This window comes from Caballeronia sp. J97, assembly GCF_905220305.1.
GTDB lineage: Bacteria > Pseudomonadota > Gammaproteobacteria > Burkholderiales > Burkholderiaceae > Caballeronia.
Window position 1 is genome coordinate 185,792 of sequence record NZ_CAJMZL010000001.1, and the last position, 26,770, is coordinate 212,561.

A 26,770-nucleotide genomic window follows, 5' to 3' on the forward strand; every position below is an offset into this window, starting at 1 on the left:
CTTCGGGACGCCGCAAATATCCATCGATATCGCGCGCACCGCCACTGTCCATGGTAAAAAAATCGGACGCAATCAGACGGCCGTCATAGTCGTCTTCACGGCTGCAATATATTCCCGAATATTGGCGCGGGTAGGATCGGCGTAAATCGACGAAAGCGGCGTGCATAAGCGCGCCGGGGGCCGCCCCAACAAGGCTTACGCGCGGCTGTCATGCGTTGCGCATTATCTTTCCTATCGCGGGCGCACAGCGCGTCTCAAATTCCTACAATGCTGTACACGGCGCGCATCTGAAACGCCGACGGGTATGTAGCCACTGACGTGGAGCCTCGATCCGCCGCAGACGCACCTGAATTATCGAGGTGCCGAATTTCGGATCGATGCGCAAAGCCGGATCTCGCACAACTCAAGGAAACTGCGAATGGGCAAGCTCACTACCCACGTCCTCGACACCGCGCACGGCCGCCCCGGCGCGAACCTCAAAGTCGAGCTGTTCGCGCTCAACGGCGACGCCCGCCGCGCGATCAAGACCATCCACACGAACGACGACGGCCGCGCCGATGCGCCGCTGCTCGAAGGCGCCGAGTTCGAAACCGGCGAATACGAGCTCGTGTTTCACGCCGGCGATTATTTCTCGGCGCTCGGCGTGACAGTGCCCGAGCCGCGCTTCGTCGATCGCGTCGTGCTGCGCTTCGGCATCGCGGACGCTTCGTCGCACTATCACGTGCCCCTGCTCGTGTCGCCGTGGGCGTACAGCACGTATCGCGGAAGCTGAGCGGCGCTTGATTCGCAGCAGCCAATAAAAGAAACACCCAAGCACATCGCGCCCGTCCCCATCATCGTGACGATGTGCGCATAACGAATAGGTAGTGGAGGAGTACATGGAAGGCTTTGTCACCGACTGGCTCAATCTCGTATTGCGCTGTCTGCACGTCATCGTCGCGATCGCATGGATCGGCGAATCGTTCTATTTCGTCGCGCTCGACAACAGTTTGAAACCGCCCACCGACCCGAACGCGCGCCGGCGCGGCGTGTTCGGCGACTTCTGGCACGTCCACGGCGGCGGCTTCTACCACATGCAGAAGTATTCCGTCGCGCCGCAGGACATGCCGGAGAACCTGCACTGGTCGTTCTGGCCGTCGTACACCACGTGGATGTCGGGTTTCGGCCTCTTCTTCGTGCTGTACCTGATGTCGCCGAGCACGTATCTCATCGACAAGAGCGTGCTCGACATGGGCCCGGTGGTTGCCGTGTCCGCCGCGCTCGGCTTCCTGATGGCCGGCTGGATCGTGTACGACACGCTGTGCCGCGTGCTCGGCACCAACGACAAGCTGCTCGGCATCTGCGTGGGCATCTACGTGCTGATCGCGGCATTCATCGCGTGCCACGTGTTTGCGGGCCGCGCCGCGTATCTGATCACCGGCGCGATGATCGCGACGATCATGTCGGCGAACGTGTTCTTCGTCATCATTCCGGGCCAGCGCAAGATGGTCGCCGCGATGCTCAAGGGCGAAACGCCGAACGCGATCTACGGCAAGCGCGGCAAGCAGCGCTCGGTGCACAACACGTACTTCACGCTGCCGGTGGTGTTCGCGATGCTGTCGAACCACTACGCGATGACCTACACGCACAAGTACAACTGGCTGATCCTCGTGCTGATCATGCTGGCGGGCGCGCTCATCCGCCAGTTCTTCGTGATGCGTCATCGCGGCCAGGTGCTGTGGTATATGCCGGTCGCGGGTCTCGTGCTGGTGCTCGGCGCATTCGCGTGGACGATGCCCGCCCCGACCGTGCCCGTCGCACAAGCCGCAGGCGCGCCGACGATCAAGGTCGCCGACATTCAGCCGATCATCCAGCAGCGCTGCGCGACGTGCCACTCCGCGCATCCGACGATGATGGGCAGCGCGCCCGCCGGGGTGTTGCTCGATACGCCCGCGGAAATCAAGCAGAACGCGCAGCGCGTGCATCAGCAGGCCGTGACGCTGAAGGCGATGCCGCTCGGCAACGTCACGCAGATGACGGACGCGGAGCGTCAGAAAGTGGCCGCGTGGTTTGCGGGCGGCGCGGTCGAATAAGCCCGCTGCTTCGGATTGCGCAAATGCCCCGCTTCGATCGAAGCGGGGCATTTTTCATTCAGCGCGATCAGCGCGCGAAGTAGGCCTTCACCGCGCGAATGACGATGTCGATATCCGCGCGCGACACATCGCGATGCGTGACGAAACGCGACGCATAGAGCATCTGCATGAGAATGCCGCGCTCCTTAAGGTACGCTTCGAGCGGCGCGCAATGCGCCTCGGGAACTTGCGCGAAAACCATGTTCGTCGCGTGCGAGCGCACCTCGATCGGATCGATCCGGGCGAGGCCGGCGGCGAGATGCGCGGCGTTGTCGTGGTCCTGCGCGAGGCCGTCGACGTGATGATCCAGCGCGTACAGACACGCGGCGGCAAGCAGGCCCGACTGGCGCATGCCGCCGCCGAGCACCTTGCGCCAGCGGCTCGCGACATCGATCAATGCCTTCGATCCGACCAGCACCGAACCCACCGGAGCGCCCAGGCCTTTCGAGAAGCAGATCGAAACCGAGTCGAACGGCGCGCACAACTCGCCAACCGGCTTGTCCGATGCCACGGCCGCGTTGAACACGCGCGCGCCGTCGAGATGCGTCGACAGGCCGTGCTCGCGCGCGAGCGCCGTCGCCGCGGCGACATAGGAAGCCGGCAGCACCTTCCCGCCGATGGTGTTCTCGAGCGCCAGCAAGCGCGTGCGCGCGAAGTGGTTATCGATCGGCTTGATCGCCGCCGTGATCTTTTCCAGCGGCAACGAGCCGTCGGGCGCGTTTTCGATCGGCTGCGGCTGGATGCTGCCCAGCACCGCCGCGCCGCCGCCTTCGTACTTGTACGTGTGCGCATGCTGACCGACGATGTACTCGTCGCCGCGCGCGCAATGCGCCATCAATGCAGCGAGATTGCTTTGCGTGCCGCTCGGGAAAAACAGGCCTGCTTCCTTGCCGGTGCGCTCCGCGAGCGTGGCCTGCAGCTCGATGACAGTGGGATCGTCGCCCCAGACATCGTCGCCGACGGGGGCTGCGCTCATGGCGGCGAGCATCGACGTGCTGGGACGGGTGACGGTATCGCTGCGAAGATCGATCATCGTGGGTTGGGGTCGTCGGAAGAGAGTTGCTTATCTTAACGCCCCAAAAGCAAAAGGACCGGCCGTACCGCACCGGTCCTTCCCGAGCCCGAACGAAGCGCCTTAGCGCATCGCCTCTTCAGTGAGCCACAACGATTCCTTCAGATCCAGCTCGTTGAGGTTGTGCCCTTCGCCGCCGCCACGATCGACGACGATGTAATCGCTCACCTTCCCCAACGCGAGCAGCGGATGATGCCACACGCCTTTCGCATAGTTCACGCCCTGCCAGCCGCTCGTGACGAAGGCGCGAATCTTCGACTCGTCGAGATCGCCCGCGGGCGCCACGACGACGAGATACGGCCGGTCATCGAGCGGAATGAACGCCTGGCTGCCGAGCGGATGCCGCTCCATCATCTTGCATTCGAACGGCAGCGTGCGCGGCTGGCCGCGAAAGAGATTGACGATCGCGTGACCGCCGCCCTCTTCCACGTCCACCTTGCACAGATCGTGAAAGCGGATCGTGGTGCCGAGGTTGATCGGGATCTGCTTCGCGCCATCGAGTTCGATGACATCGCCATAAGGCTTGAACGCAGCGCGCGTCAACGGTTCGATAGCGAGCTTTTTCATTATGCGAGGGTTCCGAAGAGACGAAGACGCGACACGCCGCCGTCAGGGTAGATATTGAAGCGCACGTGCGTCACCGGGCCGAGCGCGGCCACTTCCGACTCGAAGAAGTGCTGCTTGTCCATCTGCAGCTTCTGTTCGCCGAGCAGCACCGGCCAGAACATCGCCTGCGTGACGAGCGAGCTGTCCGTGCCGCCTTTCACATAGGCCGCCTGCAACGAGCAGCGATCCGGGAAATTGCCCTTGAAGTGCGCGGTGTCCACTTCGACCTTCTTGATGATGCCCGGCTGCGCCAGCGCGACGATGCACCAGTCGTTGCCCGGCTCGCGACGGCGGCGCGTTTCCCAGCCATCGCCCATGTTCACGCCGCGGCCCGGCATCAGCAGCGTCGATGCGAGACCGAAGTGCTGGTTGTTCGTGCCGACCATGTACGCGCCGTTTTCCATCGCGCCGAGATCGACGAGCTGGTTGCGGTCCGCGTTGCTCCAGTCGAGTTGCGGCTGGCCGTAGACACGCAGACGCGCGATGCCGCCATCCGGATAGATGTTCACGCGCAGATGCGTGAACGGCTGCTCGGACCCGACTTCGAGATAGTGATGGTTGTTGCCCTGCAGCGTCGTCGACGGGACGATCTCCGTCCATTGCGTCGACTGGTTCGGCGCGCCGTCGACGACATGCGCGCCTTCGATCGACGCCGCCGGCGGGAAGTTGCCGGTGAAGTGGCTCGTGTCGACATCGATACCCTTGATCACGCCCGGACGCGCCAGTTTGACGATGCACCAGTCGTAGCCCGTCGTGCGCTTGCGGCGGGTTTCCCAGCCGTCCATCCACTTGCCGTGATCGTCGTACTTGCCGGGAATGAACACCGCCGGCTCGGGATTGAGCATGCGTTCCTTCGGCGCGAAGAAATCGTCGCTCGCCTCGAGTGCCTGCGCGCCCAGACGCGGGTCCGCAAGGTTCACATAGCGGCGCGTGAATTCGGGCGCGTTGGGATCGAGTGTCGGGATTGCCATTGTCTCTGTCCTTGCTTTTCGTTCGGTTACGGTGGTTGCGGATTACGCCGCGTGAATCAGGTCGTTCAGCCTGAAACGCGCGATCCGGTAAATCTGTTCGAGACTCGTGCGCAACTCTTCGGCGCGATCGTGATTCACGCGCTTCTCGAAGTTCGCGATGATGCCGTGGCGGTCATAACCGCGCACCGCGAGAATGAACGGAAAGCCGAATTTCTCGCGATACTGCGCGTTGAGCGCCTGCAGCCTGTCGAATTCTTCCTGTGTGCACAGATCGAGGCCCGCGCCGCTTTGCTCACGCGTCGATTCGGCCGTCAGTTCGCCGCGCACCGCCGCCTTGCCCGCGAGTTCCGGGTGAGCGTTGATGAGCGCGAGCTGCTTTTCGTCGCCCGCTGTTTCGACGATATGCGACATCGCCGTGTGCAGAGCGTCGATGTCCTTGAAGGGACGCTGCTTCGCCGCCGCTTCCGGCACCCACGGCGAATGCTCGAAGATGCCCGCGAGCACCGTCACGAACGTGTCGGCGGGCATGGTGTTGAGTTGGTCGAGTGTGTATTGCATCGCCTTCATGCCGCCGTCCCGTTGTTAGCTTTGTCGAAAGGATGTTGCTCGCGCCAGTGACGCGCGATATCGACACGACGCGTGACCCACACGCGATCGTGCTTCTCGATGTGATCGAGGAATTTCTGCAAGCCGCGGAAGCGTCCCGGGCGGCCCAGCAAACGGCAGTGCATGCCGATGGAAAGCATCTTCGGCGCTTCGTCGCCTTCTGCGTAGAGCACGTCGAACGCGTCTTTCAGATACGTGAAGAAGTGGTCGCCCGTGTTGAAGCCTTGCGGCGTCGCGAAACGCATGTCGTTCGTGTCGAGCGTGTACGGCACGATCAGATGCGGTTTCTTTCCGCCGCCCGTCACTTCGACTTCGGTCCAGAACGGCAGGTCGTCGCCGTAATTGTCGGAGTCGTAGAGAAATCCGCCGTATTCCGCGACCAGCCGATGCGTATTGGGACTGTCGCGCCCGGTGTACCAGCCGAGCGGCCGCACGCCCGTCACGCGTTCGATCGCCTCCATGCCGAGGCGCATGTGTTCCGCCTCGCGCTCCGGCGACATGTCCTGATAATGAATCCAGCGATAGCCGTGGCACGCGATCTCGTGCCCGAGCTCGACGAACGCCTTCGCCAGTTCCGGATGCCGCTCGATCGCCATGCCGACGCCGAAAATCGTCAGCGGCATGCCGCGCTTCTCGAACTCGCGCAGAATGCGCCACACGCCCGCGCGCGAGCCGTATTCGTAGATCGACTCCATGCTCATGTGACGCGACGGATACGCCGCCGCGCCCACGATTTCCGAGAGGAACTGCTCCGAGCCCGGATCGCCGTGCAGCACGCAGTTCTCGCCGCCTTCTTCGTAATTGAGCACGAATTGCACGGCGACGCGCGCGCGTCCCGGCCAATTCGCCTGCACCGGGTGGCGGCCGTAGCCGATCAGGTCGCGTGGGTAATTCGGATCGAGTGACATGGCTGGCGTTGAGCTCAAGCGTTGAAAAAACGGGATTGTTGACGATCGAGTGTAGCTAAAAGACCCGGACACGCCCATACATCAGGGCAGATAATCCGGGTCACGTCATCGGTATGTGTCCCCGGCGATTCGGCCGGGCCTGCCGTCAGCGCGGACTGAAATCCGACAGCACGCCGTCGTACCGTTTCGCCAGCGGACGCGCATAGTCGCCGCGTTTCGCCGTGTGCAGCTTCAGCGCGATCAGCGCCTCCGCCCATTTCACCGCCGCCGTCACGCCCTCCACCACCGGCGCGCCGATCGCATCCTCCACCTCGCGGCAAAATTCCGCCATGCCCGCGCAGCCGAGCACGATCGCGTCCGAGCCGTCTTCGTCGAGCGCGCGGCGGCATTCGTCGATGATCGTCTGACGCGCGGGCGACCCCGGCACATCCAGCTCCAGCACGGGAACGTCGGTCGCACGGACGTTCTTGCAGAAGCGCGTCATTCCGTAACGCTCTGCCAGATGCCACGCCATGCCGACCGTGCGCTGCAACGTCGTGACGACGGAAAATCCCGGCGCGACGACGCTCGCCGCATGCATCGCCGCTTCCGCGATGCCGATCACCGGGCCGCGCGCCAGTTCGCGGGCGGCGTAAAGGGCCGGATCGCCGAAGCAAGCGATCACGTAGCCGTCGAAACCCTGCTTTTCGCCCGCTTCCACTTCCGCGAGAAGCCCGAGCGACGCGATCGCCTCGTCGTAATAGCCTTCGATGGACGGCGGGCCCATCGTCGGGCTGACGGCGACGATCTCCGTGCCGGGCGCGGCGACTTCACGGGCGCAGCGGCCCATCGAGTCGGTCATGCGCTGCGTCGTGTTCGGATTGATCAGTTTGATGCGCATTGCTGTTCTCCTGTCGACCGGAGGTCGCGCTTCGACGCGCTCCGGTCCCATTGCCTTTAATGCGAGACTGCTGTTGAAGGTTCTCTCAGGTTCCGTCTGTTTGTTTCTAGACCGGACGCTTGCGGTCGGCAAGGAAGTAATAGAACACTGCGCCCAGGCCCGCACCGACGAACCACGAGAAGTTCGCGGCGCCTTCGAGCGACGGCAGCATCACGCAGAGAATCGCGATCAGGGCGGCCGGCAGGAGCGCCATCACCGCGCGGCGGTTCACGCCCTTCGTGTACCAGTACTTGCCTTCTTCCGACGTCGTGTAGAGATCGTCGACGGCGAGCTTGCCGCGCTTCACGAGATAGAAGTCCAGGATCAGCACGCCATACAACGGTCCGATGAAGCTGCCGAGAATATCCAGCGTGTAGTGGATCACGGCCGGATTGTTGAACAGGTTCCACGGCGTGATGAAGATCGACGCAACCGCCGCCATCATGCCGCCCATGCGCCAGCTGATGAGCTTCGGCGCGACGTTCGAGAAGTCGAAGGCCGGCGACACGAAGTTCGCGACGATGTTGATGCCGATGGTGGCAATCGTGAAGGTCAGCGCGCCGAGAATCACAGCGGACGGGTGATCGATGCGGCCGACGGTCTCGACCGGATCGGTAATCAGTTGACCGAACACCGGCAGCGTCGCGGCAGTCGTGATGACGGTCACCAGCGAGAACGCCAGGAAGTTGACCGGCAGGCCCCAGAAATTGCCCCGCTTCACGCTGCGAAAGCTCTTGCCGTAGCGCGAGAAGTCGCCGAAGTTGAGCATCGGGCCGGAGAAGTACGACACGACGAGCGAGATCGCGGTGATCATCACGGGAATCACTTCCATGCCGTGATATTTCACGCCACCGAGATTCAGCCCGATGTTCTTGATGCCCGCGCGCCACACCATGTAGCCGGCGAGAATGAACATCACGACATAGACGGCGGGACCGGCGAAGTCGATGAATTTCTTGATCATCTCCATGCCGCGCCAGAACACGACGGCCTGCAGCACCCAGAGCAGCATGAAGCCCGCCCAGCCGAGCGCCGAGAGTCCGACGAAGCCGTACTTGTGCACGTCGGCATAGGGCATCAGCGACGGCACGAACTTCAGCACGACGATGACGAGCGCGCTCGACGCCAGATACGTCTGGATGCCGTACCACGCCACCGCGATGAGTCCGCGAATCACCGCGGGAATGTTCGCGCCGAGCACGCCGAACGTGGCGCGGCATGCGACCGGATACGGCACACCGGCCACCTGGCTCGGCTTCGCGATCATGTTGCACAGCACGTTCACGAGCCCGATGCCGATCAGAAGCGACACCAGCACTTGCCAGCTCGTCAGGCCGAGCGCGAAGAGACTCCCCGCGAACACGTAGCCGCCGACGCTATGCACGTCCGACATCCAGAACGCGAAGATGTTGTAGGCGCCCCAGGTCTGGTGCTTGAGCGGGGCGAGGTCCTCGTTGTAGAGGCGGTCACTGTAACCGGCGGGCAGATTCGGATCGTGCTCCGATGTCTGCTCTTCGTATTGCGGCAGGGCTGAACTGCCGGATGCACTGAACTGGGCCATGACGTCTCCTTCATTGGCTGCTTGCGTAATGAAAAGAATGCAAATGCTCGAGTGAAGCTTCGATCGGATGCCTTCGCTGACGGATCGAAAGTGTCGGATCCGCACGGCATTCTTGGGATTTGCGTTGTCGCCCCGGGGCTTGAGGCCGAGAGCGCGCGAGGCATTGGCCCGGCGCGCCCGCCCTGCGGCGGCTTTCATTTCACGCTCACATGAGCGTCCTGTTCGATGCGATGCACGCTGCGCATTTTTCGCGCGTGCGACTCTCCGCGTGCCCGGCGCGGCGCGCGGGGCACGGTCTCCAGTTATTTAGTCCTGCTTGATTAAGCCGATGGCAGATTCTGCAATCTGCCCTATTACGACGACTTACGTATCCAGCGCCTTTTCGCGATCGGCGGGCCTCGTGAATACTTCCTTCAGATCGACCGCGCCACGCGCCGGCCGCTCGAGCATCTTCAATTCGACATCGCGAAGATGCTGCGCCATCAGGACGCCGGCTTTGGCCGCGTCGCCGGTATCGAGCGCCGCGAGAATCTCTTCGTGATCCTCGAACGAGCACGAACTCTTGCCGAGCGATTCATAGAGCGCCGAAATCAGCGTCGAGCGTGCGACGAGTCCCGACAAACATTCGCACAGCACCGTGTTGCCGGTGAGCGCCGCAAGCTCGGTATGGAACTCGCCGGAAAGCCGGATCCACGATGAAAAATCATGGCTTTCGAAGGCGCGGCGCTCTCTTCCGATCGTCGCGCTGATCGACTTCAGCCGGCGCACGCCGTGTCCCTGCGCGATTCGGTCGACCACCGCCAGTTCGATGATGCGGCGCATTTCGAACACTTCGTGCACTTCCTGCAACGACGGACTCGCGACGAATGCACCGCGATTCGGCTCCAGATCGACGAGCCTTTCGTTCGACAATTGCGCGAGCGCCTGGCGAACCGTGCCGCGCTTCACGGCGAACACGTCGCATAGCTGCGCTTCGGTCAGCTTGGCTCCCGGCGCAAGGCGATGCTCGAGGATCGCGGCGCGGATGTTCTCGGCGATCGACTCGGCATTCGCACCGTTCGGAGCGGAATCTGAAGCATTCGATGCAGCACTACGCTTGGTGTCGGACATGATGTGCTCGCTTGCATGTTAAGCATCTTAGAATCGACATAAAGATTGTCAACAATTCATTTTAAAAATTGCGGCCCGATGATCAAATCCGGGCCGCTCGTCTCGTCCGTTTCCCAGTATCGATAAGGCTTAGCGCGAATTTCACAAGTTTTTGTCAGCATTGCCAGCACTTTTTTGTTGACAATACGCGGCGCCGAGCCTGCTGGTCGCATTTCGGCGGATGGAGGAGCGTAATCAGACCGTTAGTTGCAAATTAGCGAACAAAATCAGGCGCTCAATTGAGCGCCTCACTGCTGCCAATTCAAGCCAGATGCGGGTAATCGGAGAGCTTCAGCGAAAATCCGCGCTCGGTTGCGACGAGGTGGGCCGTTGCGCCGAAAGGCAGCGTCAACAGATTCTCGACATGCCCGAACTGCAGCCCGGTCACCACCGGAATACCCGTCACCGACCTGATCTGTTCGATCATCGTGTCGAGCGAAAATCCATTGTCGTAGTCTGAGAGGCGGCCGCCGGAGAATTCGCCCATCACGATAGCCTGCTGCCGTCCGAGTACGCCGGACTGATGCAGTTGATACATCATCCGCTCGATGCGAAACGGATGCTCGTTCACATCCTCGATGTACAGAATCCCGCCTTCGACCGGCGGCAGATACGGCGTGCCGACGAGCGAAGCCAGAATCGCCAGATTGCCGCCCCACAGCATACCGGTCGCGTCGATGCTCTCGCGTTGCGGCGTGCTGCTCGTCACCGTGAAGCTCGCATGGGAAATCGCGTTCCAGAAATGCTTCATCGTGAACGAACTCAGCTCTTCCGCGCCGAAATCGCCTGCTAACATCGGGCCGCCGAAGCTCTTCACGCCGGCGTGCGCAAAAAGCGCGCACTGGATCGCCGTGAAATCGCTGTGACCGACCATCGCGACCGGCTGGTCTGCGAGCCTGCGCAACCCGAGATAGTCGAGCCCGTGCAAGATTCGCGACGCGCCGTAGCCGCCGCGCACCGCAAGTACGATGTCAGGCAACGGGCGCGACGGATCCGCGAGTCGGTTGAGGTCGGCTGCGCGTTCGGCATCGGTGCCGCCGAAGCGCTGGAAGCGCCGCCGCGTCGCGTCGACGTTTTCGAGGCGATGCCCTTCCCTGCGCAATCGCCCGAGACCGCGCTCGACAGCTGCCGGATCATGCGGATAGCCAGAAGGCGCGACGAGGTCGATGGTGCGTGATTTCACGATGTTGTCGTTGGATTCGTTATTGGACCGGAGGGATCGGAGGATTCGGCGGCGGTGGCGTGCCCGGCTTCGCGCGCGCGGCGCGCGTCGCGTTCTTCCCGCGCGAGCCGGCGCCGCTCGGCGAAGAAATTTTTCAGCGCGTGGCCGCATTCGTCGGCGAGCACGCCGCCCGTGACTGTCGTGTGATGGTTCAGTTGCGCATTCGCGAACATGTCGACGACACTGCCGCACGCGCCCGTTTTCGGGTCCGTCGCGCCGAAGACGACGCGTGCGATGCGCGCATGCATGATCGCGCCCGCGCACATCAGGCAGGGTTCGAGCGTCACATAGAGCTCGCAGCCCGGCAAACGGTAATTCTGGAGTTTCGCGGCGGCGGCCCGCAGGGCGGCCATTTCGGCGTGCGCGGACGGATCGTGTCCGCGGATCGGATGATTGAAGCCGGTCGCGATGACTTCGTCGTCGAGCACGATCACCGCGCCCACGGGCACTTCGCCCGCGCGACGGGCTTCGTCTGCGGCGCGTTGCGCGAGCGCCATGAAGCGACGATCGCGTTCGATCGAAGGATCGGCAATGCAAGCGCTGGGCGCGGGTTCGGGCGCGTCCGACATTCCGATCACTTGGCTTCCACGGCCACGCGCGATTGCGCGCGCTCCGACAGCCGCTCCGCGATGCGCCGGCGATACTCGTGCGGTACGCAACCGCCGCCGCGCAGCGATTCGAGCGCCATGTCGAGCGCGAGCATCTTGGCTTGCAACTGGCAACGGGCCGCGGGGTCGGTCACCTTGTCGAACTCTTCCTGGAGCCCGCGCAGCGCGCGAAGCTGTTCGACAGCAGGCGGGACGAAGCCCGCGTTCTTGAGGATACGATTGGCGACACGCACTTCCTCGGGTACGAGGACGTCGTCGTCGAAGTTGAGCGGTGCGCCCGCGCCCGGCAGGTTGTTGAACTCGCCACGCGCAGCGGCTTCGTTGATCCGCTGTTCGACCAAAGCATCTAGCAATTTCATCGGGGATTACGACCGGCTTTCACCCGCGAACGGGCGCGGTCTGTCACGATTTCCGTTGGTTAGCTCGAAGTCGGAAGGCAGCCGGAAGACCACGCTCGCGCGTTGTTCGGCACGTCTCGACAATCCAGTGGCTATTCTATCAGCGGCTACGGAGTGGTTTTCACCGCACGCGCGCGCGTTCGCCGCGCACCACCGTATACCGGGCTTATCGCGATGCTTATGCGTCGTTTGCGCAACAATCGTTGACTGCGTCACAACAATTGTGCTTGTACGATGACTAAGCGCCCTGCTCGGGCGTGGTGCGCGCCCCGCTCTGGCGCGTGTAGCCTTCGGTCGCGCGCAGAAGCCGCCGCGTGTATTCGTGGGCGACGTCGCGCGAACGCACCGCGTCGACGCCCAGTTGCTCGACGATCTCGCCATTGCGCATCACCGCGACGCGCTGACACAGAAAGCCGATCACCGCGAGATTGTGGCTCACGAGAAGCATCGTCAGTCGGCGCTCGCGATGCAAACGGCGCAGCAGGTTCAGGATTTCGGCCTGCACGGAGACATCGAGCGCGGAAGTCGGCTCGTCGAGCAAGAGCACGCGCGGCTCGACGATCAGCGCCCGCGCGATCGACACGCGCTGCCGCTGTCCGCCGGACAACTGATGCGGATAGCGAAAGCGAAACGCCGGACCGAGACCGACTTCGGCGAGCGCGTCGAGGATGCGCGCGTCTTCGTCGCCGATGCCGTTGATCGCGAGGGGCTCGCGCAAGGTCTTGTCGACGGTGAAGCGCGGATGCAACGCGCCGTACGGATCCTGAAACACCATCTGCACGTCGCGACTCACGGCGCGCGAACCGGTGCGTATGCTGCCGCCCGCGAGCGGCGTCAGCCCGGCGAGCGCGCGCAAAAGCGTGGACTTGCCGCTGCCCGATTCCCCGACGAGCCCGAAGACCTCGCCCTCCTCCACGCGCAACGACACGTCGCGCACGGCATCGATGTGGCCGGTCTTCGATTTGAATCGAATGAGCGCGCGCTCGATCTCGATCATCGCGGATCCCTTTGGTCGAGCCAGGCCGGATCGCGGCGCAACGTCGGCAATTCGTCGGGCGGATCGTCGAGCGGCGGATTCGCTTCGAGCAGGCCGCGCGTGTAAGGATGCGTCGCGTGTACGAGATCGCGCGCGGCGCAGGTCTCGACGACGCGCCCGCCGTACATCACCGCGACGCGGTCGCAGAACGACATCACGAGCGGCAAGTCGTGGCTGATGAATACGAGCCCGGTGTCGTGGCGCTCGATCATCTCGTCGAGCACGGAGAGCACCTGCATCGACACGAGGACGTCTAGCGCGCTCGTGGGTTCGTCGGCGATCAGAAGACGCGGACCGGCCGACACCATCATCGCGATCATCACGCGCTGGCCCATGCCGCCCGAAAGCTCGTGCGGATACGCATCCGCGACGCGTTGAGGATCGCGGATATGCACCGCCTCCAGCGCCGCGACGATGCGCTCGCGAAGCGCGCGCCGGCTCTCTTTCACGTCTTGCCGCACGAAGGTTTCACGCATCTGCTGCGCGACGGTCATCACCGGATTGAGCGAGTATTTCGGGTCCTGCAGGATCATGCTCATGCGCGTGCCGCAAAGACGCCGGCGCTCGTTCGGGCGCATCGCGAGCAAGTCCTGCCCTTCGAAGCGCAGCGCCCGCGCCGACCATGCCGCCTCGGGCGGCAAGAGTCCGAGGAGCGCTCGTCCGGTCAGCGATTTGCCCGATCCCGATTCTCCGACGATGCCGAGCCGCTCGCCGCGCCGCACCGTCAGCGAAACGCCGCGCACGGCGGGCACGAGCACGCCGTCATGACCGGCGAAGGCCACTTCCAGTTCGTCGATCTGCGCCAGCGCATCGGACATGTCAGCCGCCATGGCGCGGATCGAAGACGTCGCGCAGACCGTCGCCGAGCAGGTTGAAGGCAAGGCTCACCGCGAGAATCGCGAGGCCGGGAATCGTCGCGACCCACCAGGCGTCGAGCAGCACGTTGCGGCCCGCCGCGACCATGTAGCCCCATTCCGGGCTGGGCGGCTGCGCGCCCAGTCCGAGGAACCCGAGACCCGCGACGGCGAGAATGATGCCCGCCATGTCGAGCGTCGCGCGCACGATCACCGACGACGAGCACAGCGGCACGATATAGCGCAGCAGAATACGCAGATGCGACGCGCCTTGCAGACGCGCCGCGTGGATGTAATCGGCCTGTGCGAGCCGCAGCGACTCGGCGCGCGCGAGACGCGCATACGGCGGCCATGCGGTAATCGACAGCGCGATCACCGCGTTGAGTACGCCCGGCCCGAGCGCCGCGGCGAACGCGAGCGCGAGCACGATCTTCGGGAAGGCGAGCGCGACATCGGTGATGCGCATCAACACCGTATCGACGATGCCGCCGCAGTAACCCGCCGCCGTGCCGATCAGAAGCCCGACCGGCACGACGAGCACGACGACGAGCACCGCGATCGCCAGCGTGAGACGCGAGCCGTGCACGAGCCGGGAGAGAATGTCGCGGCCGAGCTGATCGGTGCCGAACCAGTGCGCCGCGCCCGGCGGCGTCAGACGTTCGGCGAGCACTTGCTGCAGCGGATCCTGCGTGACGAGCATCGGCCCGAACGCCGCGACCACGATCAGCAGCAGCAGGATCGCGAGCCCGAACACGCTCAAGGGATTCGACGAAAAGCGCCGCCAACGCCGATACGCGCGGCCGAGCGCCGCCTGACGCGGCGACGCGGGCGTATCGGTGAGCAGCCACGCTCGCCATGGCCTTCGCGCATGCTTCATCGGCGTGCGCTCCGCGGGCGATTGCATCCGAGAGAGTCCTCCATGTCAGCGCGCGCGCGGGTCGAACACGCGATAGAGCGCATCGGTCAAAAGATTCAGCGCGATGAAGGTCGCGCCGATCACGAGTGTGCTGCCGAGCACTGCGTTCATGTCGGCGTTGAGCAGCGCGCCCGTCAGATACGATCCGATGCCCGGCCATGCGAACACGATCTCCGTCAGCACGGAACCTTCGAGCAGATAGCTGTACGCGAGCGCGATCACCGTCAGGAGCGGCACCGCGATATTGCCGAACGCATGCCGCCAGATCACGCGGCGCTCGCTCAGGCCTTTCGCGCGCGCGGTCGTCACGTATTCCTGGCTCAGTTGTTCGAGCATGAAGGAGCGCGTCATGCGCGACAGATACGCGATCGAATAGAACGCGAGCACGCCCGCGGGCAACGCGATATGCGAAAACGCGTTGCGGAAGACATCCCATTCGCCGGCGATCGCCGAGTCGATCAGCAAGCTGCCGGTGCGCGTGTCGACCATGCCGTCGTAGACCGGATCGATGCGCCCCGGCCCCGACACCCAATGCAGCCGCGCGTAGAAGAGCAGCAAGCCCATCAGCGCGAGCCAGAACACCGGCACCGAGCTTCCCGCGAGTCCGATCACGCGCGCGATGTGATCGACGATGCGATTGTGCTTCACCGCCGCCGCGACGCCCAGCGGCACGCCGATCGCGACGCCGGTGAAGGTCGAAAGCGTCGCGAGTTCGAGCGTCGCAGGAAAGACGCGCCTGATGTCGTCGATGACCGGATTCGCGGTCAGGAGCGAGATGCCGAGATTACCGTGCAGCACATCGCGCGCATAGATCAGGAATTGCTCGATGAGCGGCTTGTCGAGCCCGAGCCGCAGGCGCGCGGCCGCGTAGGCCGCCGCGGACGCGCGGTCGCCGAGTATCGCGAGCACCGGATCGATCGGGATCCTTCGGCCAATGAAGAACGTGATCGCGAGCAGGCCCGTGAACGTGATGGCGAGCATCGCGATCCAGCGCGCGAGCGCAAGCGCGATGCGCACGCCCCGATGCCGCGATCCGATGAGCGTGACCGTGCTCACTGCTTCTTGATGTTGCGGTACGACACGAGATCGTTGATGGGCCCGACTTCGAGGCCTGTCACGCCGGGACGCGCCGCCACCTGCGACACCTTCTGGAACATGATCACGAACGGCGACTTCGCGAGCACTTCGCGCTGCATCTTCTCGTACATCTGCGCGCGCTTCTTCGTATCGCTTTCGGCGAGCGCGGCATTGGTTTCCTTCGTCAACTGCGGAATGTCCCAGGCGTTGCGCCACGCGAGCATCTTGTAGCTCGATGCATCCGAGTTATCCGGGTTCCACACGAAGCCCTGCGCGTTGCTGTGCGGATCGATGTAATCCGCCGACCACTCGCCGATATAGATGTCGTGCGCCCGCGCGCGATAACGTCCGAGCGTCTGCTTGTTGTCGCTCGGCACGAGTTGCACCTTGATGTTGGCGAGCGCGAGATTCGCCTGCACGGCCTGCGCGATTTCGCTGTACGGGTAGTCGTTGCGCACGTCCATTTTCACGGTGAAGCCGTTCGCCAGCCCCGCCTTCGCGAGCAACGCCTTCGCCTTCGCGACGTCCTGGTGATACGGGTTTTCGTTCAGCGCGCCGAGAAAGCCTTCAGGCAGAAACGTTTCGTGAACCTTGTAGGTCGTTCGGATCACATTCTTCTGGATGCCCTGATAGTCGATCAGCCACTTCATCGCTTCCCAGACTTCCGGCTTCGCGAGGTTCGGGTTCTTGTTGTTGAGGCCGAGATACATGAGCGTCGCCTGCGGGATCGCCGTCGCCTTGATGACGCCGTTCTTCGAGAGCGTGTCGAGATCGTCGGGGGAGAGATCGCGCGCGACGTCGATGTCGCCGTTCTGGATCATCAGACGCTGGCTCGCCGCTTCCGTCACATGACGCAGCACGATGCGCTTCATCGCGAGCGGCATGCGATAACCCTCGAAGCGCTGCAGCACGATGCTGTCGTTCGCTGTCCACTTCACGAGCTTGTACGCGCCCGAGCCGGCCTCGTTGGTCTTCAGCCACTCGTTGCCGTAGTCGTTGCCCTTCGCGTGCGACTCGGCGAGCTTGCGATCCACCACCGACGCCGGCCACGACCCGAGCACGTTCAGCACGAAAGTCGGCGCGTAGCGTTGGTCGGTCGTGACGGAGACGGTCGTGTCGTCGATCTTCTTCACGTTCTGCGCGGCGTTGGCCTTCGTCAGGCCGATGCCCGCGAGCACGGCCGCCGCGCCCTTGTCGAGCAGCGCGGTGCGCTGGATCGACCAGGCGACGTCATCGGCCGTCAGCGGGTTGCCCGAGTGGAACTTGAGGCCGGGCCGGATCTTGAAGGTGAACGTGAGGCCGTCCTGACTCACGGTCCAGGACTCGGCGACGTCGCCATTGAATTTCGACGGGTCTTTCAGATCGACGCGCACGAGCCGGTCATAGGTGTTCGCGACATATTCCTCGGGCACCAGTTCGTAGATCTCCCCGGGATCGAGCGAGGTGAATTCATCGAGCAGCGTCGCCATGACGAACATGTCTTTCGGCGTGGCGGCTTGCGCACTTGGCAGGCCTGCAAATGCCGTCAGCGCCGATGCGAGCATGACCGCTGCCAATGCCTTTTTCATGTGTGGTCGTCCAGTGGGTATCGGGATCAGATCAGGGGTTCACATCAGCCGCAGCGGGCCGCTTTCTTCGTTGTCGATCAGAGCAAGTTCGCGCGAGCCTGGCAATTCGTAGTGCCACCACTCGCTTTTGATATGCGTGAAGCCCGCGCCGTGCATCACGCCGAGCAACAGCGTGCGGTTGCGTTGCACGTGCTCGGGCAAGCCGAAGTGGAAGTGCTCGGATTCGACGACCATCGCATCGAAACCGGTGCCCATGTCGAGCTCGTTGCCATGGCTGTCGACGAGCGTCAGGTCCACCGCCGTGCCGCGGCTATGGTTCGAGCCGCGTCCGAGCTCGGCGATGAAGTTCGGATCGGGCAGAAAGTCCCACAGCACTTTTTGCGCTTGCGGCGGCCGATAGGCGTCGAAAATCCTGAGCGTCATGCCGATGCTCGTCGCGATGTCGACGGCTTTGCGCAACGCCGCTTCGGCAGGCTCCAGCAACAGGCAGTGCTGCGCCTTGTAGATCGGCTTGCCGGTGAAATTGCGATCGGTCGCGTAGACGAGATCGATCTGGACGTGGTGGGTTTCGGGCGTGACAGGCAGCAGGCGGGATCGGGTCATGTAGGCGTTTCGCATCGATTCATTCCGATACACGCACCTTAACGCGTTAGAAAAATCCGCGAAACCCTTTATTTCGGGTAGTTGCGGCGGTTCACGGCACGAGTGGCCAGCGCGCGAGGACTTCGTATTGCGATTTGCCGAGCAGGCTGCGCACGAGCGCGAACTCGCGCGCGGTCCATGCGACGGGTTCGACGGACTGGCGCGCGATACGGTGGCCGTCGTAGAGCAAGGTCACATGCGGCGAGAAACGGGGATGGCGTCTCGGCGGAATCCCGGCGGTATCGAGCAAGGCCCCGAGGGTGTGTTCGAGCGCGCCGAGCGATTCGGTGACTTCTCCGGAAAGAACCAGCGGGCGTTTCGCGCGGCGGCCAGAAAAGCTTTCGATCCGCTCGAGTGTCACATCGACGGGCGGCAACGCGACCCGGGAACCTGCGGCGCGCGCCTGCGCGGTCACATCGGCGGGAACGCCAGAGAAGGCTCCGAGATAATGCAGGGTGATGTGAAGGCGATCGGCTGGAATCGGCTTCGCCTTCAGCTTGTGTTCGATGCGCAGCCGCGCCGCCAGTTCGGCGATGCGCGCGGCGGTGGGTGCGTCGGGATATAACGCAAAAAAGAGCGACTCGGTGGGGCGCGGTTGCCCGCTGCGTTCGGTCTGATCGTCGTCCATGTCCTTGCCTTCGGGCGACGACGCATTCGCGGCGCCATCGATCGGTGTACTATCGATTGGCGCGGACTTCGAATCTTGCGTTGGCCAACAGATTCGCGCGCCCCGCATGCGACTCGCAACGCTCCGCGACTCAAGGATAACGATGAACGTATTTGCCGCAGACGACAGAGGAAACGTCCTCCGCTATATCGACCTATATTCTGAGACCGGCAGTTACGAACCGCTAGTTTATATCCACGGCCTGGGCTGTGCATCCAGCAGCGATTATCCGCCGGTCGTCAACTCCGGCTCTTACTCCGGATGCAGATCGCAGCTCGTCGATCTCATGGGATCGGGGTTCAGCGACAAGCCGCAGGACGGACACTATACGTCCGATGCGCAGGCTGACGTCCTGTCGAAACTCATCGTTCAACAGGGTTTCTCCGCGGTGAATATATTCGGTCACAGCGCCGGGGCGTTCATTGCGTTGAAACTGGCGCAGCGCGTTTCCATCGAGGTCAACAAGCTCATTTTATGCGAGCCCGGATTGACCGACTACGGAATCGCGATGCTATCGGAGACTGCTTCGATGTCGGCGGAACAATTCGTCGATGAAGGCTTTTCGGATTTACTGGCGCAATTGAAAGCCCAAGGCACCAATGAGGCGTGGCTGGGTCCATTCTCCGTTGCGTCGCCGTATGCCATATATCAATGGGCAAGATCGGCGCTCGATGATAATGCCGAAGACTGGCTTAGCGATCTGGCAAATCTGAATAGGATCAAGGGCGTGATTCTGTCCGATTCGGCAACGGGAGATGACATCGCCCGATTTGAACGAGCGGGTTGCGCCGTGGAACTGGTCGCCAATGCCGAGCACATGATCGCCTACGATAATCCCGGCGGTTTGGCACAGGCAATCAGCAATATTCTTCGTTCGCGCTCCGGGAAGCGGTCAGTACGGTCCCGGACGTGACGCCGCACAATCGAGCCGCCCGCATCGCCGATCGTCACCGGAATGATCGTCGCCTGGTTATGAACGGTCCGCCGCAGACCAGGATATGCGGAACATTCGGAATCGCCTGGGCGCGCATTGCGGTGTAGGGGATCGCGACCGGTATCTCAACGGGTGGCGTGTTGTTCACCTTGATCGTGAAGTGGGTACCGCTCGCGCTCGAATTGCCCATGACCACAAGGCCCTTACGTCCGCAGAAATGCGATTTTCGCCTGTGCGACGTGACGCCAGCGGCAGGCGATCACGTCGTGATGCAAAAATGCTCCAGTCACGTGCGAGCCTTTGCGCTCCCTACCCGAATGGCGCTCACTCCCACTCGATCGTCGCGGGCGGTTTGCCCGAGATGTCATACACCACCCGGTTGATCCCGCGCACCTCGTTGATGATGCGATTGGATACATGCCCGAGCAGTTCGTGCGGCAGATGCGCCCAATGCGCGGTCATGAAGTCGAGCGTCTGCACGGCGCGCAGCGCGACGACGTACTCGTAGGTGCGGCCATCCCCCATCACGCCCACGCTCTTCACCGGCAGGAACACCGCGAAGGCCTGGCTCGTCAGGTCGTACCAGGACTTGCCCGTTTCCTTGTCGATCGTATTGCGCAGCGTCTCGATGAAGATCGCATCGGCGCGACGCAGCAGATCCGCGAATTCGCGCTTCACTTCGCCGAGAATCCGCACGCCGAGGCCCGGGCCGGGGAACGGATGGCGATACACCATCGCGTGCGGCAGTCCGAGTTTCACGCCGAGTTCGCGCACTTCGTCCTTGAAGAGCTCGCGCAACGGCTCCAGCAGCTTGAGATTCAGCGTCTCCGGCAAGCCACCGACGTTGTGATGGCTCTTGATCGTGTGCGCGCCCTTCTTGCCCTTGCCCGCCGATTCGATCACGTCCGGATAGATCGTGCCCTGCGCGAGCCACTTCGCATCGGTGAGCTTGTCCGATTCCTTGTGGAACACCTCGACGAACTCCGCGCCGATGATCTTGCGCTTCGCCTCGGGGTCCGTGACACCCGCGAGCTTCTGCAGGAATTCCCCGCTCGCATCGACATGAATCACCTTCACGCCCAGATGATCCGCGAACGTCGACATCACCTGCTCCGCTTCGTTCTGACGCAGCAGACCGTGATCGACGAACACGCACGTCAGTTGATCGCCGATCGCGCGATGCAACAGCGCCGCCGCCACCGACGAATCCACGCCGCCCGACAAACCGAGAATGACGTGCTCATTGCCGACCTGCGCGCGGATCTTCTCCACCGCCTCGTCGATGTAATGACCCATCTCCCAATCCGCGTTCGCGCCACACAGTTCCAGCACGAAGCGGTCGAGCATCGCGCGGCCCTGCACCGTGTGCGTCACTTCCGGATGCCATTGCAGGCCGTAGAAGCGGCGGTCGTCGTCGGCCATCGCGGCGATCGGGCACGACGGCGTCGAAGCCATCAGCTTGAACCCCGCGGGGAGGTCGACGACCTTGTCGCCGTGGCTCATCCACACCTTGAGCATCGACTCGCTCTGCGCGCTCTTGAAGTCCTCGATGCCCTCCAGAAAGCCCGTGTGATTCAGCGCCTGCACTTCCGCATAGCCGAATTCGCGCACGTTGCCGAGCTCGACCTTGCCGCCGAGCTGGTCGGCCATCGTCTGCATGCCGTAGCAGATGCCGAGCACCGGCACGCCGAGATCGAAGACGATCTGCGGGGCGCGCGGCGACTTCGCCTCGGTGACCGAATTCGGGCCACCCGACAGGATGATGCCCTTCGGTGCGAATTCACGGATGAACGTCTCGTCGACGTCGTACGGATGGATCTCCGAATAGACGTGCGCCTCACGGATGCGCCGGGCGATCAGCTGGGTGACTTGGGAGCCGAAATCGAGAATCAGGATTTTGTCGTGCATGGCTGCGGCCAAAGGCTAAGTGAACGAATGTGATGTCTGTGCGGCCGGGACGCGACATTGCGCCCCGCGCCCGCCAATAAATCGACGGCCGGCGCAAAGGCCGACCGTGCGTGTGCTGCGTATTTCCGTTGCTGCGCGTGCGTGGCGCGCCGCATGCAATTCGCGCTCAACGTGGTGCGCGGCTCGCGTCCGGCGCGAGCGGATCGACTCTCCGACCCGTCACCGGATCGATTTCACCGCTGATGACGGGCTCGATGCGCTTGCCGGTGACCGGATCGATCGCACGGCCCGTCAGCGGGTCGAGCGTGCCGCCCGTGACCGGATCGACGGCGCCGTCCGGATGCGCGCGCACCGCGGCCGATGCAATCAGTGACCCGGAATCAAGCGGACGCCCCGTGGAATCGATCGCGCGGCCCGAAACCGGATCAAAGGCTGTCGCTTCCGGCGCGCGCGCCGCGGGACGAACCGCGGTCTCGATCGGCTCGACGCGGGTTGGCGATGGCGAGGCGCTCGCGCGAACATCCTCGCGCTTTTGCGCCGCCTTCTTTTCCGCCCGCTGCGCGGATGCCGCGCCGGCAAGCGCCGCGCGTTCGCGTCGCCGCACCGCCGACGACAGTCTGACGCTGCCCAGACCGAGCACGAGCAGCACGGCGCCGACCACTGCCGCGCTGATCTGTCCGAGACTATCGATCTGCGGTGTGTGCAGTCCGAGCAGCCAGACCAGCACGACGACGCCCGAGAGCCATTGCACGTGGCCCGAGACGCGCGCTGCGCGAGCCGTCAACGCGCCGTCGACGGCTGCGTGAAACGCAAGCCAGGACAGACCGATGAGCGCGATGCCGAGCAACTGCCCGGCAAGCGCGGGCTGCACGCGGATCGCGTCCAGTTGCAGCGCGCCGTACAAGCCCGCCCACGGCGTCAGCAAAAACAGCAGGCCGAACGCCAGAAAAATCAGGGCGTTGATGACGAGCACGACCCGCAGCAACGGTTTCATGGTCTGTCCGCTAGATTAGTCGACGTGATAGTTGGGCGCTTCCTTCGTGATCTGCACGTCGTGCACATGCGACTCGCGCATGCCGGCCGCCGTGATCTGGACGAACTCTGCCTTCTCGTGCAACTCGGCGATAGTGCGGCAGCCGCAGTAACCCATGCTCGCGCGCACGCCGCCCACGATCTGGAACAGGATCGCGTTGACCGAGCCCTTGTAGGCCACGCGGCCTTCGATGCCTTCCGGCACGAGCTTGTCGATGTTCGCCGAGTTGTCCTGGAAGTAGCGGTCCGCCGCGCCGTCCTTCATCGCGCCGACCGAGCCCATGCCGCGATACGACTTGTACTGACGCCCCTGATACAGGAACACGTCGCCCGGGGATTCTTCCGTGCCCGCGAGCATGCTGCCCATCATGACGACATTCGCGCCCGCTGCGAGCGCCTTGGAGACGTCACCCGAGAAGCGCACGCCGCCGTCCGCGACGACCGGCACGCCGGTGCCGCGCAGCGCTTCGGAGACATTGGCGATCGCCGTGATCTGCGGCACGCCGACACCCGCGACGATACGCGTCGTGCAGATCGAGCCCGGGCCGATGCCGACCTTCACCGCGTCCGCGCCGTACTCGACGAGCGCCTTGGCGGCCGCCGCCGTCGCGATATTGCCGCCGATGACCTGCACGTGCGGGTAGTTCTGCTTGACCCAGCGCACGCGCTCCAGCACGCCCTGGCTATGACCATGCGCGGTATCGACGACGATCACGTCGACGCCCGCCTGCGCCAGCAGGTCGACGCGTTCTTCGTTGTCCGCACCGACGCCCACGGCTGCGCCCACACGCAGCTTGCCGTCTTCGTCCTTGCAGGCGTCCGGGTTTTCGGTCTGCTTGGTGATGTCCTTCACCGTCATCAGGCCGCGCAGTTCGAATGCGTCGTTGACGACGAGCACGCGCTCCAGGCGATGGCTGTGCATCAGCGCCTTCGCCTCGGCGAGCGAGGTGCCTTCCTTGACCGTCACGAGACGTTCGCGCGGCGTCATGATGTTGCGCACCGGCTCGTCCAGACGCTCCTCGAAGCGCAGGTCGCGGTTGGTGACGATGCCGATCAGTTGCGCGCCCTCGACCACCGGGAACCCTGAAATGCCGTGCTGTTGCGTCAGTGCAATCACGTCGCGCACGCGCATTTGCGGCGGAATCGTGATCGGATCGCGCACGACGCCCGACTCGAAGCGCTTCACTTTCGCGACTTCGCGAGCCTGTTCCTTGGCGGTGAGATTCTTGTGGACGATGCCGATGCCGCCCATCTGCGCCATCGCGATGGCGAGCCGGCCTTCGGTGACCGTGTCCATGGCGGCAGACACGAGAGGCATGTTCAGGGAAATATTGCGAGTCAGCTGGGATTTCAGGCTGGTGTCGCGCGGGAGAACGCTGGAGAAGGCGGGCACGAGGAGCACGTCATCGAACGTGAGTGCTTTCTGGATCAGACGCATGGCAAATCCTATGGGCGCAAAAGCAGATTATACCGATAGTTCCCTGCATTTTCACTGCCCGAACAGCAGCTTAGCCGATTCCGCCGCAAATTCCGGGCCGTTTGCGGCCGCCGCCCGGGCGCACCGGCCGTTGCAGTTTTCGACAAGACGGACGCCCGGGGCCGCGTGCTACGCTTCGCGCCGTCAACTGAAATTACGGCAGGAGTCGGGCGATGCAGCGCGGTGTGATGTATGGAATGGCGGCGGGAGCGATCTGGGGTTTCATCTTTCTCGCGCCACGGCTCCTGCCCGATTTTTCGCCGCTGACGCTCTCCGTCGGACGCTATCTGATGTACGGCGCCGTGTCGCTCGCGGTCGCGCTGCCGTTCGCCCGACGGCTCGCAGCCAAGCTCACCCGCGCGGATTTCATCGCCCTCGTGAAGCTCGCGCTGGTCGGCAACCTGCTCTACTACATGCTGCTTGCGAGCGCGGTGCAGCTCGTGGGGGTCGCGCCTTCGTCGCTGATCGTTGGAATTCTGCCCGTGACCGTCACGCTCGCGGGCCGGCGCGATCACGGCGCGGTCGATCTCAGGCGGCTCATCGGTCCATTGCTGCTGGTGCTGGCCGGCATCGCATGTATCAACCTCGACGTGTTCAGCGACGTACTCTCCCCCTCCGGCGACAGCGATCACGCGACGAGCGTGCTCACGCGCCTCGCCGGACTGGCGTGCGCGCTCGGCGCGTTAGCCTCGTGGACCTGGTACGCGGTCGTCAACGCGCGCTATCTGCAATCGAATCGCCATTTCGACGGCAACGAGTGGTCCGTGCTCTGGGGCATCGTGACGGGCCTGCTCGGTCTCGCGCTCGGCGCGTTCCTCTGGATGCTGCCGGCGGGGACGGTGCAGGCGAGCGTGCCGGCGACGCGTTGGCACTTTTTCTGGATTCTGTGTTTTGCGCTGGCGACGGGCGGCTCGTGGCTCGGCAACATGCTGTGGAACGCGGCGGCAAAACGGCTGCCGCTCACGCTGTCGGGCCAGATGATCGTCTTCGAGACGCTCTTCGCCCTGCTCTACGCCTTCGTCTACGACGGCCGCTGGCCGCGCTTCCCCGAAGTGCTCGCGATCGTGCTGCTGCTCGTCGGCGTGATCTGGTCGGTCAGACAACACACGCTGGAGCCCGCGCCCGTCGCGGCGAAGGAAGCGCCCGCGCACTGAACCGTCTCAGCGCGAATCCTTCGACTGCCACTTGCGCCCTTCGACCGAGCCGGCCTTGCGCGCCTTGTCGACGCGGCGCTGGCGCGCCGCCTTCGGATCGACCTTGAGCGGGCGATAAATCTCCACGCGGTCGAAGTCGGCGAGCGGCGCGTCGAGCGGCTTCAGCTTGCCGAACACGCCGGTCTTCTGCGTCGTCAGATCGATATCCGGATGCGCGCGCAGCACGCCGCTCGCCAGAATCGCATCGTGCACCGTCGCGCCCTCGCGCAGCTCGACATGCTCCAAAAAAGTCCCGTCGGGCAGACCGTAGCAAACGTCGACATGCATCATGGCTTGCCGTAGCGCTGGTCCGCGCGCTTCACGAAGGAATCGACGAACGTGTTGGCGATATGGCTGAACACCGGCCCGATGAGCTTCTCGAGAATCACGTTGGAGAATTCGTAGTGCAGCGCGAATTCGATCTTGCACGCGTCCGCGCGCAGCGGCGTAAAGCGCCAGTAACCGGTGAACTTCTTGAAAGGGCCGCTCAGGAACTCCATATCGATATTGGTCGGACGCTTCTGGGTGTTGCGCGTCGCGAAATGCTGCTTGATGCCCTTGAAGCTGATGTCGATCTTCGCTTCCATGCCGTTCTCGTCCTGGCGGCCGATTTCGACGCCGCCGCACCACGGCAGGAAATTGGGGTAGTCGGCGACATCGGTGACGAGGTCGAACATTTCTTCCGCTGAATGGCGGATCAATACGGTTTTCTGGACGTCTGCCATATAGGGCGCAGCGGTGGCTGAATTGGGCTGCAACGCGCAAGAGAATACGGCATTGGTTCGAACGCATGCCGGCGCGCTGCTAAAATCAGGATTTTAAACGAGTTGGGCACTTTCCATTCATGAGCATCATCGACAACAGAAAAGCCTTCTTCGATTACTTCGTCGAAGAACGCTACGAGGCCGGTCTCGTGCTCGAGGGCTGGGAAGTCAAGGCGCTGCGCGCGGGCCGCGCGCAGATCAAGGAAGGCTACGTCGTGATCAAGCAGGGCGAGCTCTTTCTGATCGGCACGCATATCAGCCCGCTGCCCGAGGCATCGAAATTCGCCAATCTGGATCCGGTGCGCACGCGCAAGCTGCTTTTGCATCGCGACCAGATCGACAAGCTCATCGGCAAGGTCGAGCAGCGCGGTCACACGCTCGTGCCGCTCAACTTCCATTACAAGGACGGCCGCGTGAAATGCGAGATCGGCCTGGCGAAGGGCAAGAAGCTGCACGACAAGCGCGAGACCGAAAAGAAGCGCGACTGGGAACGCGAGCGCGGGCGCCTGATGCGCACAGCTTCACGCTGAACGAATCGGGGCGCTTATCGGCGCCCCGATTGCCTTGTCGC

28 protein-coding genes are annotated in these 26,770 nt (G+C 63.5%); 5 read left to right on the forward strand and 23 right to left on the reverse strand.

Going from position 1 to position 26,770, the window contains the following annotated elements; all coding sequences use genetic code 11:
* Nucleotides 1–418: 418 nt before the first annotated feature.
* Nucleotides 419–772 (forward strand): hydroxyisourate hydrolase, encoded by a 354-nt coding sequence (uraH, locus tag U4Y90_RS00850; RefSeq protein WP_321791244.1) that lies wholly within the window; start codon nucleotides 419–421, stop codon nucleotides 770–772.
* A gap of 106 nt (nucleotides 773–878) precedes the next feature.
* Complete coding sequence (locus U4Y90_RS00855) at nucleotides 879–2,072, forward strand: urate hydroxylase PuuD (protein WP_321791247.1); 1,194 nt, start codon at nucleotides 879–881, stop codon at nucleotides 2,070–2,072.
* A 67-nt stretch (nucleotides 2,073–2,139) separates the two neighbouring features.
* Here U4Y90_RS00855 and ltaE read toward each other — a convergent pair whose 3' ends face one another.
* The 18 genes from ltaE to thpR form a co-directional block, all read right to left on the reverse strand.
* Complete coding sequence (ltaE, locus tag U4Y90_RS00860; RefSeq protein ID WP_321791249.1) at nucleotides 2,140–3,144, reverse strand: low-specificity L-threonine aldolase; 1,005 nt, start codon at nucleotides 3,142–3,144, stop codon at nucleotides 2,140–2,142.
* A 102-nt stretch (nucleotides 3,145–3,246) separates the two neighbouring features.
* Nucleotides 3,247–3,750, reverse strand: coding sequence for an ureidoglycolate lyase (locus U4Y90_RS00865; protein WP_321791250.1), 504 nt, complete (start codon nucleotides 3,748–3,750; stop codon nucleotides 3,247–3,249).
* Complete coding sequence (alc, locus tag U4Y90_RS00870) at nucleotides 3,750–4,760, reverse strand: allantoicase (protein WP_321791252.1); 1,011 nt, start codon at nucleotides 4,758–4,760, stop codon at nucleotides 3,750–3,752. The genes U4Y90_RS00865 and alc overlap by 1 nt, the downstream gene beginning before the upstream one ends.
* A 42-nt stretch (nucleotides 4,761–4,802) precedes the next feature.
* Nucleotides 4,803–5,327 carry a 2-oxo-4-hydroxy-4-carboxy-5-ureidoimidazoline decarboxylase gene (uraD, locus tag U4Y90_RS00875; RefSeq protein WP_321791254.1) on the reverse strand — a complete coding sequence of 175 codons (525 nt, stop codon included), beginning with the start codon at nucleotides 5,325–5,327 and terminating at the stop codon, nucleotides 4,803–4,805.
* Nucleotides 5,324–6,274 (reverse strand): allantoinase PuuE, encoded by a 951-nt coding sequence (gene puuE / locus U4Y90_RS00880; protein ID WP_321791256.1) that lies wholly within the window; start codon nucleotides 6,272–6,274, stop codon nucleotides 5,324–5,326. Before puuE ends, uraD begins: the two co-directional genes overlap by 4 nt.
* 145 nt (nucleotides 6,275–6,419) lie before the next feature.
* Nucleotides 6,420–7,154 (reverse strand): aspartate/glutamate racemase family protein, encoded by a 735-nt coding sequence (locus U4Y90_RS00885; protein WP_321791258.1) that lies wholly within the window; start codon nucleotides 7,152–7,154, stop codon nucleotides 6,420–6,422.
* Between the two features lie 106 nt (nucleotides 7,155–7,260).
* Nucleotides 7,261–8,754 carry an NCS1 family nucleobase:cation symporter-1 gene (locus U4Y90_RS00890; RefSeq protein ID WP_321791260.1) on the reverse strand — a complete coding sequence of 498 codons (1,494 nt, stop codon included), beginning with the start codon at nucleotides 8,752–8,754 and terminating at the stop codon, nucleotides 7,261–7,263.
* Between the two features lie 363 nt (nucleotides 8,755–9,117).
* Nucleotides 9,118–9,864 (reverse strand): GntR family transcriptional regulator, encoded by a 747-nt coding sequence (locus U4Y90_RS00895; protein WP_321791262.1) that lies wholly within the window; start codon nucleotides 9,862–9,864, stop codon nucleotides 9,118–9,120.
* A 301-nt stretch (nucleotides 9,865–10,165) separates the two neighbouring features.
* Entirely contained in the window at nucleotides 10,166–11,089 is a 924-nt protein-coding gene (gene ldcA / locus U4Y90_RS00900) for a muramoyltetrapeptide carboxypeptidase (RefSeq protein WP_321792526.1), read from the reverse strand.
* A complete protein-coding gene (gene tadA, locus U4Y90_RS00905; RefSeq protein WP_321792528.1) occupies nucleotides 11,083–11,694 on the reverse strand; it encodes a tRNA adenosine(34) deaminase TadA in 612 nt (203 codons plus the stop codon). Before tadA ends, ldcA begins: the two co-directional genes overlap by 7 nt.
* A 5-nt stretch (nucleotides 11,695–11,699) precedes the next feature.
* A complete protein-coding gene (locus U4Y90_RS00910) occupies nucleotides 11,700–12,092 on the reverse strand; it encodes a DUF1992 domain-containing protein (RefSeq protein WP_321791264.1) in 393 nt (130 codons plus the stop codon).
* A gap of 277 nt (nucleotides 12,093–12,369) precedes the next feature.
* Nucleotides 12,370–13,128, reverse strand: a complete 759-nt coding sequence (locus U4Y90_RS00915) for an ABC transporter ATP-binding protein (protein WP_321791266.1) — start codon at nucleotides 13,126–13,128, stop codon at nucleotides 12,370–12,372.
* Complete coding sequence (locus U4Y90_RS00920) at nucleotides 13,125–13,985, reverse strand: ABC transporter ATP-binding protein (protein WP_321791268.1); 861 nt, start codon at nucleotides 13,983–13,985, stop codon at nucleotides 13,125–13,127. Before U4Y90_RS00920 ends, U4Y90_RS00915 begins: the two co-directional genes overlap by 4 nt.
* Nucleotide 13,986: 1 nt before the next feature.
* Entirely contained in the window at nucleotides 13,987–14,925 is a 939-nt protein-coding gene (gene nikC / locus U4Y90_RS00925) for a nickel transporter permease (protein WP_321791271.1), read from the reverse strand.
* An 18-nt stretch (nucleotides 14,926–14,943) separates the two neighbouring features.
* Nucleotides 14,944–15,918, reverse strand: coding sequence for an ABC transporter permease (locus tag U4Y90_RS00930; protein ID WP_321792530.1), 975 nt, complete (start codon nucleotides 15,916–15,918; stop codon nucleotides 14,944–14,946).
* Nucleotides 15,919–15,989: 71 nt separating this feature from the next.
* A complete protein-coding gene (locus tag U4Y90_RS00935) occupies nucleotides 15,990–17,558 on the reverse strand; it encodes an ABC transporter substrate-binding protein (RefSeq protein WP_321792532.1) in 1,569 nt (522 codons plus the stop codon).
* Between the two features lie 63 nt (nucleotides 17,559–17,621).
* Nucleotides 17,622–18,185 carry a D-alanyl-D-alanine dipeptidase gene (ddpX, locus tag U4Y90_RS00940; RefSeq protein WP_321791273.1) on the reverse strand — a complete coding sequence of 188 codons (564 nt, stop codon included), beginning with the start codon at nucleotides 18,183–18,185 and terminating at the stop codon, nucleotides 17,622–17,624.
* Nucleotides 18,186–18,276: 91 nt separating this feature from the next.
* Nucleotides 18,277–18,852 carry an RNA 2',3'-cyclic phosphodiesterase gene (gene thpR, locus U4Y90_RS00945; RefSeq protein ID WP_321791275.1) on the reverse strand — a complete coding sequence of 192 codons (576 nt, stop codon included), beginning with the start codon at nucleotides 18,850–18,852 and terminating at the stop codon, nucleotides 18,277–18,279.
* 142 nt (nucleotides 18,853–18,994) lie between these two features.
* Between thpR and U4Y90_RS00950 the strand changes: the two genes are divergently transcribed.
* The gene (locus tag U4Y90_RS00950) at nucleotides 18,995–19,804 is read left to right on the forward strand and encodes an alpha/beta hydrolase (RefSeq protein WP_321791277.1); all 810 of its coding nucleotides are present in this window, start codon (nucleotides 18,995–18,997) and stop codon (nucleotides 19,802–19,804) included.
* A 345-nt stretch (nucleotides 19,805–20,149) separates the two neighbouring features.
* On the opposite strand, the gene guaA is transcribed toward U4Y90_RS00950, so the two are convergent.
* From guaA to guaB, 3 genes are all read right to left on the reverse strand, one after another.
* Nucleotides 20,150–21,733, reverse strand: coding sequence for a glutamine-hydrolyzing GMP synthase (gene guaA / locus U4Y90_RS00955; protein WP_321791279.1), 1,584 nt, complete (start codon nucleotides 21,731–21,733; stop codon nucleotides 20,150–20,152).
* Between the two features lie 166 nt (nucleotides 21,734–21,899).
* Complete coding sequence (locus U4Y90_RS00960) at nucleotides 21,900–22,727, reverse strand: hypothetical protein (RefSeq protein WP_321791281.1); 828 nt, start codon at nucleotides 22,725–22,727, stop codon at nucleotides 21,900–21,902.
* 15 nt (nucleotides 22,728–22,742) lie between these two features.
* On the reverse strand, nucleotides 22,743–24,203 hold the full coding sequence (gene guaB / locus U4Y90_RS00965; RefSeq protein WP_321791282.1) for an IMP dehydrogenase: 1,461 nt from the start codon (nucleotides 24,201–24,203) through the stop codon (nucleotides 22,743–22,745).
* 212 nt (nucleotides 24,204–24,415) lie between these two features.
* On the opposite strand from guaB, the gene U4Y90_RS00970 reads away from it, so the two are divergent.
* On the forward strand, nucleotides 24,416–25,396 hold the full coding sequence (locus U4Y90_RS00970) for a DMT family transporter (protein WP_321791284.1): 981 nt from the start codon (nucleotides 24,416–24,418) through the stop codon (nucleotides 25,394–25,396).
* Nucleotides 25,397–25,402: 6 nt separating this feature from the next.
* Here U4Y90_RS00970 and U4Y90_RS00975 read toward each other — a convergent pair whose 3' ends face one another.
* Together U4Y90_RS00975 and U4Y90_RS00980 are read right to left on the reverse strand one after the other, a co-directional pair.
* Nucleotides 25,403–25,726: an RnfH family protein gene (locus tag U4Y90_RS00975; protein ID WP_321791286.1), complete on the reverse strand. Its 324-nt coding sequence runs from the start codon at nucleotides 25,724–25,726 to the stop codon at nucleotides 25,403–25,405.
* Nucleotides 25,723–26,160: a type II toxin-antitoxin system RatA family toxin gene (locus tag U4Y90_RS00980; RefSeq protein ID WP_061168572.1), complete on the reverse strand. Its 438-nt coding sequence runs from the start codon at nucleotides 26,158–26,160 to the stop codon at nucleotides 25,723–25,725. The genes U4Y90_RS00975 and U4Y90_RS00980 overlap by 4 nt, the downstream gene beginning before the upstream one ends.
* A 119-nt stretch (nucleotides 26,161–26,279) precedes the next feature.
* Between U4Y90_RS00980 and smpB the strand changes: the two genes are divergently transcribed.
* Entirely contained in the window at nucleotides 26,280–26,729 is a 450-nt protein-coding gene (gene smpB, locus U4Y90_RS00985) for an SsrA-binding protein SmpB (RefSeq protein ID WP_321791291.1), read from the forward strand.
* The last annotated feature ends 41 nt before the right edge of the window (nucleotides 26,730–26,770 follow it).